This is a genomic window from Actinospica robiniae DSM 44927, assembly GCF_000504285.1.
GTDB classification, from domain to species: domain Bacteria; phylum Actinomycetota; class Actinomycetes; order Streptomycetales; family Catenulisporaceae; genus Actinospica; species Actinospica robiniae.
Genome location: NZ_KI632511.1, coordinates 2,319,337 through 2,332,653 on the forward strand (window position 1 = coordinate 2,319,337; position 13,317 = coordinate 2,332,653).

The following is a 13,317-nucleotide window of genomic DNA, read 5'->3' on the forward strand; positions in this document are numbered from 1 at the left end:
ATTCTCACCTCGGGCGGCAGGCCGCGCGCGAGCCGCCCTCTCGTTCGGTCTACCGGAACAAGCGCGTGCGGCGAGCCCGCGGCGAGAATCGAAGGGCGCCATCGGCGTACGCGGGAGAGACCACGTCGAAGGGACTGCCCATGGTGACCACCAAGTCGGGGCCGCTCAGCCGTGAGGAAATCAATCTCATCGAAGCCTATTGGCGCGCGGCGAACTACCTGTCGGTGGGTCAGATCTACCTGCTGGACAACCCGCTGTTGCGCGAGCCGCTCAAGCCGGAGCACGTCAAGCCGCGGCTGCTCGGCCACTGGGGCACCACCCCCGGCCTGAACCTGATCTACGCGCACATGAACCGGGCCATCCGGGCCCGCGACCTGGACGCGATCTACATCGCCGGACCCGGCCACGGCGGCCCCGGCCTGGTGGCCAACACGTACCTCGAGGGCACCTACAGCGAGTTCTACTCGGCGATCGGCCGGGACGAGGCGGGCCTGCGCCGGCTGATGCGCCAGTTCTCCTTCCCCGGCGGCATCCCCAGCCACGTCGCGCCGGAGACGCCGGGCTCGATCCACGAGGGCGGCGAGCTCGGCTACGCGCTCTCGCACGCCTTCGGCGCCGTGTTCGACAACCCGGACCTGGTCGTGTGCTGCGTCATCGGCGACGGCGAGGCCGAGACCGGTCCGCTGGCCGGCTCCTGGCACTCGAACAAGTTCCTTGACCCGGCCACCGACGGCGCGGTGCTGCCCGTCCTGCACCTGAACGAGTTCAAGATCGCCAACCCGACCGTGCTGGCCCGGATCCCGCCGAAGGAGCTCGAGCAGCTGCTCACCGGCTACGGCTACCGCCCGATCAGGGTGGAGATCACCGACCCCGACGACCACGCGTCCGCGCACCAGCTCTTCGCCGCCGCGCTGAACGAGGCGCTCGAGGAGATCGCCGAGATCCAGAAGAAGGCGCGGGCCCAGGAGCGCAGGTCCGGGATCGAAGGCATCGAACGCCCGTCCTGGCCGTTGATCGTACTGCGCTCCCCCAAGGGCTGGACCGGCCCGAAGGAGGTGGACGGCAAGCGCACGGAGGGCAGCTGGCGGGCCCACCAGGTGCCGCTGGCCAAACTGCACGAGAACCCGGCGCACCTGCGGCAGCTGGAAGAGTGGATGCGCTCGTACAAGCCGGAAGAGCTCTTCGACGCGGACGGCGCGCTGCTGCCGGAACTGCTCGCCCTCGCGCCCGAAGGCGAGCGGCGGATGGGCGCGAACCCGCACGCAAACGGCGGCCTGCTGCTGCGCGACCTGGAGCTGCCCGACTTCCGGGACTACGCCGTCTCCGCCGACGGCCACGGCGTGACCACCTCGGAGGCCACCCGCGTCCTCGGCGGCTTCCTGCGCGACGTGATGGCCGAGAACTACGAGCACCGCAACTTCCGCGTGGTCGGCCCGGACGAGACGGCGTCGAACCGGCTCGACGCGCTGTTCGAGGCCACCGGCCGGGCCTGGATGGCCGAAGCCGAGCCGGACGACGACGCGGCGCTGGCCCACGACGGCCGGGTCATGGAGGTGCTCTCGGAGCACATCTGCCAGGGCTGGCTCGAGGGCTACCTGCTGACCGGACGGCACGGCTTCTTCTCCTGCTACGAAGCCTTCATCCACATCGTCGACTCGATGTTCAACCAGCACGCCAAGTGGCTCAAGACCACCCGCGACATCCCCTGGCGCCGACCCATCGCCTCGCTCAACTACCTGCTGACTTCACACGTCTGGCGCCAAGACCACAACGGCTTCTCGCATCAGGACCCCGGCTTCATCGACCACGTGGTGAACAAGAAGGCGGACGTCATCCGGGTCTACCTGCCCCCGGACGCCAACACCCTGCTGAGCGTGGCGAACCACTGCCTGAGCAGCCGGCACTACGTCAACGTGATCGTGGCCGGCAAGCAGCCCGCGCTGAACTGGCTCTCGATGGACGAGGCGATCCTGCACTGCACCCGGGGCATCGGCATCTGGGAGTGGGCCTCGACAGACGGCGGCCACGAGCCGGACGTCGTGCTCGCCTGCGCCGGGGACATCCCCACGCTCGAGACGCTGGCCGCGGTGTCGATCCTACGGGCGGCCTGGCCCGATCTGCGCATCCGGGTCGTGAACGTGGTCGACCTGATGCGGCTTCAGGACGACACCGAGCACCCGCACGGGCTGTCCGAGCGCCAGTTCGACGCGCTGTTCACCCGGGACAAGCCGGTGGTCTTCGCGTACCACGGCTACCCCTGGCTGATCCACCGGCTGACCTACCGCCGGGCCAACCACGACAACATGCACGTACGCGGATACAAGGAGGAGGGCACCACCACGACCCCGTTCGACATGGTGATGCTCAACGATCTCGATCGCTACCACCTGGTGATCGACGTGATCGACCGGGTGCCGGGCCTCGCCGACCGCGGGGCGCACGTGCGCCAGGAGATGCAGGACGCCCGCCTCATCGCCCGCGCCTACACCCGCGAGCACGGCGACGACCTGCCCGAGATCAAGGACTGGGTCTGGCCGTACGCATAGGATCCGGCCTCGTCAGGGGTGCGGCATGCCGCTGACGAGCTGTTTGAGCCGCGACTCCAGCCCTTGCTTGGAGGCGCGGCCCAGCGACCTGAGCTGCTTCTTCGATCCCTCGCTGTAGAAGCGGCCGAACCAGGGCGAGCCGGGCTTGGCCAGGCGCAGCGCCGCCACCACCGCGAGCGGGAACAGCAGCACGCCGGCCGGCCCCATGAACAGCCGCCCCTTGAACAGGCCGATCACGACGAACGCGAGCGTGACGAACAGATAGAGGAAGTAGAGCCACAGGCTCTCGCCCTCGTCCCGGGCGAAGGGGTCGGACACGACGGTGGCGAGCGTGCCGAAGCCGGCCACGAGGACGACCGCGTCGACGGACTTGCGCCCCTGGTCCTCCCAGTACACGTCGGTCAGGTGCAGCCAGAGGGCGAACTCGTCCAGGGTGAGCGCCGCGCCGGCGGCGAAGATGCAGGCCAACACGGTACGTACCGTCCCATGCGGCGCGATGATGAACTGCAGCGGCGCGGTCACCAGCATGATGATGATCCCGGGCACGAGGTGGTGCACGTGCACCGCGCCCACCTTCACGTTCCCGAACGGCCCCCGGCCGGAGCGGATCAGCCGCACCACGATGCGGGTGAGCATGAACGTGCCGACGAAGCTGCACAGTATGGCGAACTGCACGCCGAGGCTCGCGCTGTCGTTGGTGTGCACCTCGATCTCGACCGCCGTCACCGCCGCGCGCACCGCGTGCGGCACCGGCGATGGCACGAGCAACGAGATCATCACCTCCCCAGTCTGCCGCCTCGGGTCGGCCGCGACGTGGGAGTGGATCCCGTCCGGCGCGTCTGGCAGGCTCCCGGACGTGATGGATGAGGCCTTTGCGAAGGAACACCTGCTCGACGACCTGCGCTGGGTGCGTGAGGCGATGGTCTGGAAGGTCGAGGGGCTCAGCGAGTACGATTCCCGCCGGCCATTGACCCCCACCGGGACGAACCTGCTCGGCTTGATCAAGCACCTGGCCGTCTCCGAGTCCTGGTACTTCGGCGAGGTTTTCGCCCGTCCGTTCCCGGAACCGCTGCCGCGCTGGGACGAGGAGGCCGTGGCCGAGCGCACGATGTACGCCGCCGCGGACGAGAGCCGGGAGGAGATCGTCGGGCTCTACCGAAGGGTATGGCAGCACTCGGACGCGACGGTCGCCGCCCTGCCGATCGACGCGCCGGGGCACGTCCCGTGGTGGCCGCGCCCCGAGGTCAAGCTGTTCAACATCCTGGTTCACATGCTCACCGAGACCAACCGGCACGCCGGCCACGCCGACATCCTGCGCGAGCAGCTCGACGGCGTCACCGGCCAAGCGTCCGAGCTCAAAGGGCCTCGACGCGACGAGGCCTTCTGGGAGGCCCGACGCACGAAGATCGAACAGGCCGCCCGGGCCTCTTCTGACCGCGCGTCAGCGGAGTGAACGCACTCAGCGCTTGTGGACCGAATGGGTGGCCTGTGCCCGGTGAGCTGTGAGGTGGGCGTGGACGATGGTGTGGTCGCGGCATCCGTGCCGCCAGCTGTCGGCCGGCCCCGTGCAGGTCTCCAGGTTCAGGGCGGGATAGGGCGTCGCGTCGGTGACCTGCTGGGAGGCGGAACGCATCCGCCAGGCCGGAACGAGCTCGGTCTTGTCGACGGTGAAGATCGCGACACTGTGGTCGGCCCGCGTCACCGTGACCGTGTCCCCCGGCCGCACGACGGCCGACGTCCGCCCCTTGACATGCGCGCCGAACACGGAGACGCCGAGCTGTCCCGGCGCCGGGCTCAGGTCGTACCAGGAAGCGAGCTGCGGGCCCTTGAGCGGCACCGCGCTCGACGCGGCGTGGCCGACGCCCACCAGGCCGACCGGGGTGACATCCGCGTTGAGGCCGACCTGCGGCACGGTGATGTGCACGGGCACGGAGAAGCTCAACGGAGCGGCAGGCTTCGGTCCGGAGAGCTCGTCCGGCGCGACGGCGAACTCGTCGGCGGCGTGCCCCTGCGGCACGTCGACGGGCAGGTGGAGGAGGACCGGCGCGTCGTGCGCGGCGACCGCGACGTGGTCGGCGCCGAGGTGGCCGGCCGAAGGCGTCTGCTGATCGACGGCGGAGAGCCCGAAGAGCGCCAGAATGGTGCCGACGGCGAGCAGCAGTCCGCCCGTCCGGCGCGGGTTGGGCCGGTTACGGCGGTTGCGGCCACGCGGGGGGTAGGGGCGTCGCGCACCGGGGGGTACGCGCCGCACGCCGCGGCTGTCCCGTGCGGGATAGCCCGGGCGTCGCGCGGATCCGGATCCGGCGGCCGTCACGGGCGTGCCACGCCTTGCCGCAGGGCTCGGAGGCCGCTTGGCCGGCGGTGCGGTTCGCTTCACCGGCGCCGAGGGACGCTTGGCTGGCGCCGCGGGCCGCTTCACCGGCGGCACGGTTCGCTTAGCCGGCATGGCAGGACGCCTCACCGGCACCGCGGGCCCGCCACGTCCGACCGGCTGCGCACGTCGAGCGCCCGCGCTGCTCGCCGACGCCGCACGCGCCGGCGAGGGTACCCGGGCCATCGCCGGGCGCGGCGCACCGTCGCGCGGCATCGGGCGCTGCCGGGGCGGCTGCGGGTACGTGGCCGTCACCGCTCGCCGCGCCGGATCCGAGCCGGGGCTCCGCCGCGGCTCCTGCGTGTTCGTGCCCTTTATGGTTCGCCACCTCCGTGCCGTGCGCCGGCCCAGCCGGTACGTCACTTCGGTTGCTACCTCAGCTTTCGGGTAATGATCTCCTCATCCCGGCCGTCCACCCGTTCGCCGGGCCACGATCACTCTCGCGCAGCATTGTTCTTACAAGCTCAGCGGCCGTTCGTCTCACTCATGTGGGCGTAGACGATGGTGTTGTCGACGTAGCTGTGCTTGGTCGAGTCGAAGTCGCCGCCACAGGTGACCAGGCGCAGCGCGGCGTACGAGACGGAGCCGTAGACACGGCTGGTGGGGAACTCGTCCTTGGGCGCCTGCTGCACCGAGTCCACGGTGAACACGGCCACGGTGTGGTCCGCGCGGGTGACGTTGATCTGTTCGCCGGGCAGCACTTGGCCGAGGTTGTAGAAGGCACCCCGGTAGTCCTTCATCTTGCTCGAGTCCACGTGGGCGTCGATGACGGCGGGCCCGGACTGGCCGGGGGCCGGGCCCTTGTCGTACCACGCGGCCTTCTGCGCCTGGTCCAGCGGCGGCACGCCGATGGCGCCGTCGGCGCCGAGGCCGACCTTGAGCAGATCGGCGTCAATGCCCACGGCCGGGACGGCGATGTGCACGGGGGCGGAGAAGCTGAGCGGGTCGGCGAAGATGGAGCCGGCCGGCGGGACCGGCGGCAGGTAGGCCGCGGCGGCGGGGCTGGGCGGGCCGGACGGAGCCTGCTGCGAGTGCACGATCTTGACGGTGCCGAACGCGACGACTCCGAGGGCGGCCCAGCCGAGCAGACGGGTGAGCGGACTCCGCTTCTTCGCGGTCTTCTCGGTCAAGGCAAACTCCCGGGAGGGTTCGAACGTCCGCGGCCTTGATACCCGCCCGAGTATGACTATTGCGCCGTTTGGCGGCATTCAGGTGATAGCGCAAACGGGTGGCGCGGACTCAGGGCGGCGCGCCCGAGGCTGAGCCGCCGTCAGTCCGCCGCGCGGGCGAGGTCGTCGGCCAGCAGGTTCGCGTAGACCTGGGCCCCGGACGGGCGCGGGTGGGTGTCATCCGTCCAGAGCAGTGCCGGATGCTGCGAGATCGTGGCGTTCCAGTCGACCAGCAGGCTGTCCCGGTGCGAGACGACGTAGTTGACGTAGAGGTCGTTCACCGTGCCCTGCCACGACCGGGGGACGTGCACCGTGATCAGGACGAGGACCCGCCCGGGCCCGATGATCCGCTTGATCTCGTCCAGCGTCTGCTCGGTGGTGTCGCCGTTCGTACCCAGCGCGAGGACGACGAAGTGGCGTAACCGGCCGCTCGCGGCAAGGTCCTCCAGCACGTCGGTCGCCTCGTAGATCTGCCGGCCGACCTTCGCGTCGATCACGATGCCGGGCATGCGCGCGGTCAACGCCTCGGCGCTCGCGAGCAGCACGGAGTCGCCGACGGCGGTGGTCTCCTCGCCCAGTACGGGATCCGGCGGCCCGGCAGCCGGGAGCCCCCCGCTCGCGGCCGGGTCGCGCGGCTGCGGCTCGCCACCGGCCGATGCGCTCGCCGACGGTCCCGGCGTTGCGCCGGCCGAAGGCGCTGCCGACGCGCCGGTGCCCGTGACACTCGCGGCGGCGACGGCGCTGCCCGCCGAGATCTGTGCCTGCATCGCCGACTGCTGCGGGTCGATGCGCGGCGCGTCGGCGAGGCCGATGATCGCCGGGACCAGCGCCGCGGCCGCGAGACCGGTCGCTGTCCGGACCTTCCACGCGGCCGCCGTCGTTGTCCTGCCCCGCAACCGTCGCCACGCGGCGCGCGGATCGAAGCGGCGGGCCGGCGCCGCGAAGACGCGGTGGCTGAGCGAGGCGAGCACCAGCGGGAGCACGAGCTCTGCGGCGGCCCGGCCAGTCGCCGCGCTCGCGCCGTCCGCCGTTCCGGGCGTGCCGAGCAGCACGATCAGCGGCCAGTGCCAGAGGTAGACGCCGTAGGAACGGGCGCCGAGGTGCACGATCGGCCGCCAGCGCAGTATCCGCGCGACGTCCGTCTCACAGGCGGCCGCGAGCAGCACGGCCAGCGCCGCGAAGCTCGCCAGGACGATCCCGCCGCGTTCCGGCGCGCTGGTCTCGCCGTTGAGGCAGGCGGCCAGCAGCAGCAGGATGACCAGGCCGCCGAGCCCGAACCGCCCGACCACGCGCAGCTTCTCCGGCGCGCTCCTCGGATCGAGCGCGCGGATCCGGTCGAGCGGCAGCCGCAGCGCGACGGCCGCGCCGAGCAGCAGACCGCCGCAGTGCGTCAGCGTGCTGTAGTAGTCGGTGGTCCCCGCGTCGGACTGCGCCGCCATCAGGGCGAACGACGCGCCGGACCCGGCCGCCGTCAGCAGCGCCGGGAACGGCGTGCGCAGGACGAGGCGCAGCAAAAACGGCCAGAGCAGGTAGAACTGCTCCTCGACCGCGAGCGACCACAGGTGCTGCAGCGCCGGAGGATGCCCGGCTGCCGCGGCGAATGCGGCGAAGTAGTCCTGGCCGTGCCCGATCAGGAGCCAGTTCATCCCCGAGACCGAGGCGGCCGCGACCTGCGCGCGCAGTCCGGCGCCGAACCCGGGGGTGGCGTAGCCCGCGACGACGCACACCGCGACCAGGACGGCGATGAGCTCCGGGGCGAGCCGGCGCGCCCGGCCGAGCCAGAATCGGCGCAGGACCGGGCGCGCCGGCGCGGATCGCAGTCGGGGCACGAGCAGACCGGTGATCAGGAACCCGCTCAGGACGAAGAACACGTCGACGCCGAGGAAGCCGCCGGGCAGGGTGTTCGGGAAGACGTGGAAGACCACGACCAGCGCGACGGCCAGGCCGCGCAGCCCGTCGAGCGCCGCGACCCGAGGCCCGGCGGCCGGGACCCCCGGCCCAGCAGCAGGCTCCGGCTCGACCGAGGGCTCCGCCTCGGCGGGCGACGGCGGCCCGTCAGCAGGCTGCGGTACGCCGGAGTGCTCCGAAGCGGCCGAAGACCGCGGTGCCGCGGAGAGCTCCGGTTCCGCATCCGGCTCCGCAGCGGTGGAAGGCCGTCGCGAGGAAGGCGAGCGCACGCCCATCAGAAGTCTTACCCCATCCCTGTCCGGTGCTCTTCGACGCTAGGGCCATCTGCGGGCGTATCCGGGAGAGCGCAGCGCGCCGCGCATTAGCCCGTTCGGGTGAGGGGTGGGGTCTGGGCGCCGCGGTGGCGCACCCAGCGATAGAGCAGTTCCAGCGCCACGGCCGCGCAGGCGGCCACCGCCAGCGAGGTCAGCACCTGCTGCCAGCCGCCGTATTCGAGCTGGAAGAACCGGCGTCCGGCCGGGAACACCGAGACCAGCACGAACAGTCCCACCATCGTCGCCACCAGCACCGCCTTCCACCACACGAACGGCCGGGCGACCAGGATCAGCACGTACAGGCTGGCCGTGAACAGTGTGATCATCGCGGCGGTCTGCTCGGTCGGCAGCGTCGCCCCGGGCGGGAGGCGGGCCAGGTAGTAGGACACGAACGCGGCGGCGCCGGTGATCAGCCCGGCCGGCACGGCGAAGCGCAGCACCCTGCGGACGAAGCCGGGCCGGGCCCGGCTCAGGCTGGGGGCGAGCGCGAGGAAGAACGAGGGCGTGCCGATCGTCAGCGTGCTCACGAGCGTGGAGTGGCGCGGCAGGAACGGGTAGGGCAGCCGCAGGATGCCGGTGAGCACCACGAGCAGGAACGACTCGAAGGACTTGACCAGGAAGAGGTTCGAGACCCGCTCGATGTTGCCCACCACCCGCCGCCCCTCCGCCACCACCGAGGGCAGCGTGGCGAAGCGTTCGTCGAGCAGCACGATCTGGGCGACCGCGCGCGCCGCCCCGGAGCCGGAACCCATCGCGATGCCGATGTCCGCGTTCTTCAGCGCGAGCACGTCGTTCACGCCGTCGCCGGTCATCGCCACGATGTGGCCGCGGCTCTGCAGCGCCACCACCATCTGCTGCTTCTGGCGCGGCGTCACCCGGCCGAAGACGGAGTGGCCGGTCACCTCTTCGGCGAAGGTGGCGTCGACGGTCTCGGGCGTCGGCACGTCGTCCTCGGAAGCCGTCGGCAGCTCTCGGGCGTCGAGCGGGTCCTCGGCGCCGGGCAGGCCGAGCGACGCGGCGACCGCGCCGACGGAGACCGCGTTGTCCCCGGAGATCACCTTCAGATGGACGTCCTGCTGCGCGAAGTACTCGAGCGTGGGCGCGGCGTCGGAGCGGATGCGCTGTTCGAGCAGCACGAGCGCGGCCGGCTCCGGATGCATCTGCGCGGTGCTGAACTCGGCGTCGTCGGAGAGCTCGACCGCCGATCTCGCCAGCAGCAGCACGCGTAGGCCGCCTGCGCCCCGCTCCTGCGCGCGGTCCGCTGCGGCCGTGCCCGCGCCGAGGATGTCGGGGGCGCCGATCAGCCAAGTACCGCGGTCGTCGGCGAAGCTCGCGCCACTCCACTTGCGGGCGGAGGAGAACGCCGCCACGCCTTCGGGCCGCCACACCGGCTGCGGCGCCGGGCAGCCCTCGATGACAGCGGCCATCGTCGCGTTCGGGTGATCCTCCAGGGCGCCGAGCGCCCCGAGCGCGGCGCGGACCTGTTCCTCCGTCGGATCCTCGGCGAGCGTCTCGATCCCGCTCAACCGCATGCCGCCTTCGGTGAGCGTGCCGGTCTTGTCCAGGCAGACGGTGTCCACCCGGGCCAGCCCCTCGATCGCGGGAAGCTCCTGCACCAGACAGTTGCGCCGGCCCAACCGCACCACCCCGACGGCGAAGGCTACGGACGTGAGCAGCACCAGGCCCTCGGGCACCATCGGCACGATCCCGGCCACCGTACGGCTGAGTCCGGAGCGGAAACCGCCGGCGAGGGACGTCTGCACGATGATCTGCAGGATCCCGGCCGGCACCAGCAGGTAGGTCAGGAACCTGATGATGTGGGCGACTCCGTCGCGCAGCTCGGAACGCACCAGCGTGAACTGCTGGGCCTCGGCCGCCAGCCGCGCCGCGTGCGCGTCGGCGCCGACCTTCCTCGCGCGGATCGATCCGCGCCCGGCGACCACGAACGAGCCGGAGAGCGCCTCGTCGCCGTCCGTCTTGCGCACCGGATCGGCCTCGCCGGTCAACAGCGACTCGTCCACCTCGAGCGCGGCGGCGTCGAGCACCTCGCCGTCGACCGGGATCTTCTCCCCCGGTCCGAGCAGGATCACGTCGTCGAGCACGATCTCCGCCGCGGTCAGCTGCCGCACGGCGCCGTCGCGCAGCACCCGCGGCCGCGCCTCGCCGACGATGGCCAGCGAGTCGAGGGTGCGTTTGGCCCGCCACTCCTGCACGATGCCGATCAGGGCGTTGAAGACGATGACGAAGCCGAACAGCGCGTCCTGGAACGGCCCGACCACCAGCATGATCACGAACAGGGTGAAGATCAGGCCGTTGAACCAGGTCAGCACGTTGGCCCGGACGATCGCCGCGAGCGAGCGGCTGGAGGCGGGCGGGAGGCGGTTGGTCCGGCCGGACGCGACCCGCTCGGCGACCTGGGCGCTGGTCAGACCGTCCGGAGCGAGGTCCTCGAGCACGCCGTCCACGCGACCACGGTAGGCGGGCCCGGACGCGGCGTGCCTGCCGGACGGGCCGAACGGACGAGGCCACACTGGAGGCCGTGCCCCTGCTCCACGTCCGCGTGCTGTGCCCGCCGGAGCTGACCGGCGAGGTGCTCGAGGCCTTCGGCGCGTCCGGCGGCGCGGTGCACCTCGCCCGGCAGGACGGCGTGGCGCTCGGCCCGGCCGAGGACGTGATCAGCTGCGACCTGGTCCGCCAGCGGGCCGACGACCTGCTCGCGCACCTGCGCACGCTGGGCCTCGCCGAGCGCGGGGCGGTGCTCGTGGCGCCGGTCGAGGCGGTCATGTCGCCCTGGGCCGAGCAGGCCGAACGGTTCGTCGGCTCCGGCGCGGCGGACGCGGTGGTCTGGGACGATCTCGTGCGCACGGCCACCGTCGCCGCCGAGAACAGCCGGGCCTATCTGGCCTTCATGGCGATCGCGATGATGGTCGCGGCCTGCGGGATCGAGCTGGACAACCCGATCCTGATCGTCGGGTCGATGGTGCTCGGCCCGGACTACGCCCCGCTCAGCGCGCTGGCGGTGGCCCTGCCGATGCGCCGGTGGCGGCTGGCCGGGCGGGCGCTGGCGACGCTGCTGATCGGCTTCGCCGTGGGGATCGCGCTCACAGCGGTGTTCGGCTGGATCATGCGGGCCGCGGACCTGTTCGAGCCGGGCACGCTGAACAAGCCGCACCCGAACACCGGGTTCATCTGGCGGCCGGACGCCTTCTCCTTCGTCGTCTCCTGGCTCGGCGGCGCGGCGATGGCGCTCTCGTTCACCACCTCGCAGGTGACCGCGCTGGTGGGCGTGGTCATCTCGGTGACCACGATCCCGGCCGCGGCGGCCGTCGCCCTCAACGTGGACGACGGCTTCTACGCGGCCGGGCGTGGCGCGATCCAGCAGCTCGGGATCAACCTCGCGGGCATCGTGCTGGCCGGTTCGCTGGTCCTCCTGACGCTGCGTCTGAAGACCCTCTGGGATCGGCGCGCAGCCGCCGGCAAGGCAGTGCCGCGCAGCTGACGTCGGATCAGGCGAGGGGTCGTCAGGCCTGGTGGAAGCCTTCGATCGGGGCGACGGGGTGGCCGCCGTCGTGCAGATCGAGGGCCATGACGGCGGCGTCCATGTCCGCGACGAGCCGGTAGGCGAGGTCGGCCGATAGCCCGGCCCGGCACGTCACCCGCGCGACGAGGACGTCGTCGGCTGCGGCCGGCAAGGCGTAGACCGGCAGCTGCCAGCCCTTCTCGCGCAGCTTCGCGGACAGGTGCTCCAGGCCCCAGCTGCGCGGCGAGTCGGACGGGATGCTGAAGGCCACCAGCGGCAGCTGGGTGCCGTCGCCCCAGAGCGTGAAGCCGTAGCGGCTCACCGCCTCCGCGACCATCGCGGCGACCTCGCGCTCGTGGTCGACGAGCCCGGTGTAGCCCTCACGGCCGAGCCGGAGCATCGTCGTGTACGCGGCGATGATCGGCGCGGCCGGGCGGGAGAAGGTGAGCGAGAAGGACTTCACCGGCTGCCCGCCGAGCAGGTTCACGTCGAAGCAGAGGTGATCCGGCAGCAGGTCGTCGTGCCGCCAGGCGACGAAACCGAGGCCGAGCGGCGCGCCGGCGTACTTGTGGCCGGACGCGTTGATCGAGTGCACCCGTTCGAGGGCGAAGTCCCAGAGCAGGTCCGGGTGGCTGAACGGCACGGTGAAACCGCCCGAGGCGGCGTCCACGTGCAGGCCGACGTCGATGCCGGTGTCGCGCTGGACCCGGTCGAGCATGTTGGCGAGCGCGTGGATGTCGTCGAACAGGCCGGTCGAGGGGTAGCCGAGGGTGGCCGCGACGGCGATGGTGTTCTCGTCGATCGCGGAGCGCGCGGCGGCCGGGTCGAGCGGCGGGGCGCCCGGGGTCGCCGGGATCGGCAGCCGGCGCGGCTCTACGTCGAAGTAGCGGCAGGCCTTGTCCCAGCAGGGGTGCGCGGCGGCCGAGTAGACGAGGTTCGGGACGCCGGTGCCGCCGCGCTCCCGGAAGCGTTGCCGGGCTGCGAGCACGGCGAGCTGGATCGCCTCCGAGCTGCCGGTGGTGGGCACGGACGCGTAGTCCGCGGGGGCGTGCCACAGGTTCGCGACGATGGCGCACAGCCGCCGCTCGATCTCGACCGAGGCCGGGTACTCGTCCTGGTTGGTGATGTTGACCCGCGCCGCGCCGGCCGCGAGCGCGTCGATGGACGACTCGCCGACGGTGGCGCAGAAGGTGGCCAGGTTGAGCCGGGCGTGGCCGTCGAGCAGCAGTTCGTCGGCCACGATGGAGGCCGCGAGTTCGGCGCTCATCCCGCGCTCGCCGAGGTGCGCGCGCGGGATCTCGGAGACGAGCGAGCCGGCGTACAGCGGCGAGGGTGCCAGCGCGCGGTCCACCTGCGCGTGTGTGGTGTGTACCGTCATGATCAAGCGATGTCCGGCGGCGGCGCCGGCGAACCGGCCAGCGCCGCGATTACGCCGAACGAGCTACCGGCGCGACCCTTCCGACATCAGTGGTCTGATCAGCCGACGAAG

Annotated in this window: 9 protein-coding genes; 3 read left to right on the top strand and 6 right to left on the bottom strand. The window is 71.8% G+C overall.

Annotated features, from left to right (window positions below; all coding sequences use genetic code 11):
• Positions 1-140 precede the first annotated feature (140 nt).
• Positions 141-2,546 (top strand): phosphoketolase family protein, encoded by a 2,406-nt coding sequence (locus tag ACTRO_RS09835; RefSeq protein ID WP_034262857.1) that lies wholly within the window; start codon positions 141-143, stop codon positions 2,544-2,546.
• A gap of 12 nt (positions 2,547-2,558) precedes the next feature.
• Here the strand turns inward: ACTRO_RS09835 and ACTRO_RS09840 are convergent, their stop codons facing one another.
• Positions 2,559-3,326: a hypothetical protein gene (locus ACTRO_RS09840; protein ID WP_157436030.1), complete on the bottom strand. Its 768-nt coding sequence runs from the start codon at positions 3,324-3,326 to the stop codon at positions 2,559-2,561.
• 79 nt (positions 3,327-3,405) lie between these two features.
• On the opposite strand from ACTRO_RS09840, the gene ACTRO_RS09845 reads away from it, so the two are divergent.
• Complete coding sequence (locus tag ACTRO_RS09845; protein WP_034274045.1) at positions 3,406-3,999, top strand: DinB family protein; 594 nt, start codon at positions 3,406-3,408, stop codon at positions 3,997-3,999.
• A gap of 6 nt (positions 4,000-4,005) precedes the next feature.
• On the opposite strand, the gene ACTRO_RS43110 is transcribed toward ACTRO_RS09845, so the two are convergent.
• The 4 genes from ACTRO_RS43110 to ACTRO_RS09865 form a co-directional block, all read right to left on the bottom strand.
• Positions 4,006-4,797, bottom strand: a complete 792-nt coding sequence (locus tag ACTRO_RS43110) for a sortase domain-containing protein (RefSeq protein WP_157436032.1) — start codon at positions 4,795-4,797, stop codon at positions 4,006-4,008.
• Positions 4,798-5,381: 584 nt separating this feature from the next.
• Positions 5,382-6,047, bottom strand: a complete 666-nt coding sequence (locus ACTRO_RS09855; protein WP_034262858.1) for a class F sortase — start codon at positions 6,045-6,047, stop codon at positions 5,382-5,384.
• Between the two features lie 140 nt (positions 6,048-6,187).
• The gene (locus ACTRO_RS09860) at positions 6,188-8,263 is read right to left on the bottom strand and encodes an acyltransferase family protein (protein WP_169739864.1); all 2,076 of its coding nucleotides are present in this window, start codon (positions 8,261-8,263) and stop codon (positions 6,188-6,190) included.
• 92 nt (positions 8,264-8,355) lie between these two features.
• Complete coding sequence (locus ACTRO_RS09865) at positions 8,356-10,773, bottom strand: HAD-IC family P-type ATPase (RefSeq protein WP_051450591.1); 2,418 nt, start codon at positions 10,771-10,773, stop codon at positions 8,356-8,358.
• A gap of 74 nt (positions 10,774-10,847) precedes the next feature.
• On the opposite strand from ACTRO_RS09865, the gene ACTRO_RS09870 reads away from it, so the two are divergent.
• On the top strand, positions 10,848-11,807 hold the full coding sequence (locus ACTRO_RS09870; RefSeq protein ID WP_084316132.1) for a DUF389 domain-containing protein: 960 nt from the start codon (positions 10,848-10,850) through the stop codon (positions 11,805-11,807).
• 22 nt (positions 11,808-11,829) lie between these two features.
• Here the strand turns inward: ACTRO_RS09870 and gad are convergent, their stop codons facing one another.
• Positions 11,830-13,206: a glutamate decarboxylase gene (gene gad / locus ACTRO_RS09875; RefSeq protein ID WP_034262859.1), complete on the bottom strand. Its 1,377-nt coding sequence runs from the start codon at positions 13,204-13,206 to the stop codon at positions 11,830-11,832.
• Between the last annotated feature and the right edge of the window lie 111 nt (positions 13,207-13,317).

Coding starts and splice junctions, on each gene's coding strand:
- ACTRO_RS09835 (WP_034262857.1), top strand. CDS start 141: ATGGTGACCACCAAGTCGGGGCCGCTCAGCCGTGAGGAAATCAATCTC.
- ACTRO_RS09845 (WP_034274045.1), top strand. CDS start 3,406: ATGGATGAGGCCTTTGCGAAGGAACACCTGCTCGACGACCTGCGCTGG.
- gad (WP_034262859.1), bottom strand. CDS start 13,206: ATGACGGTACACACCACACACGCGCAGGTGGACCGCGCGCTGGCACCC.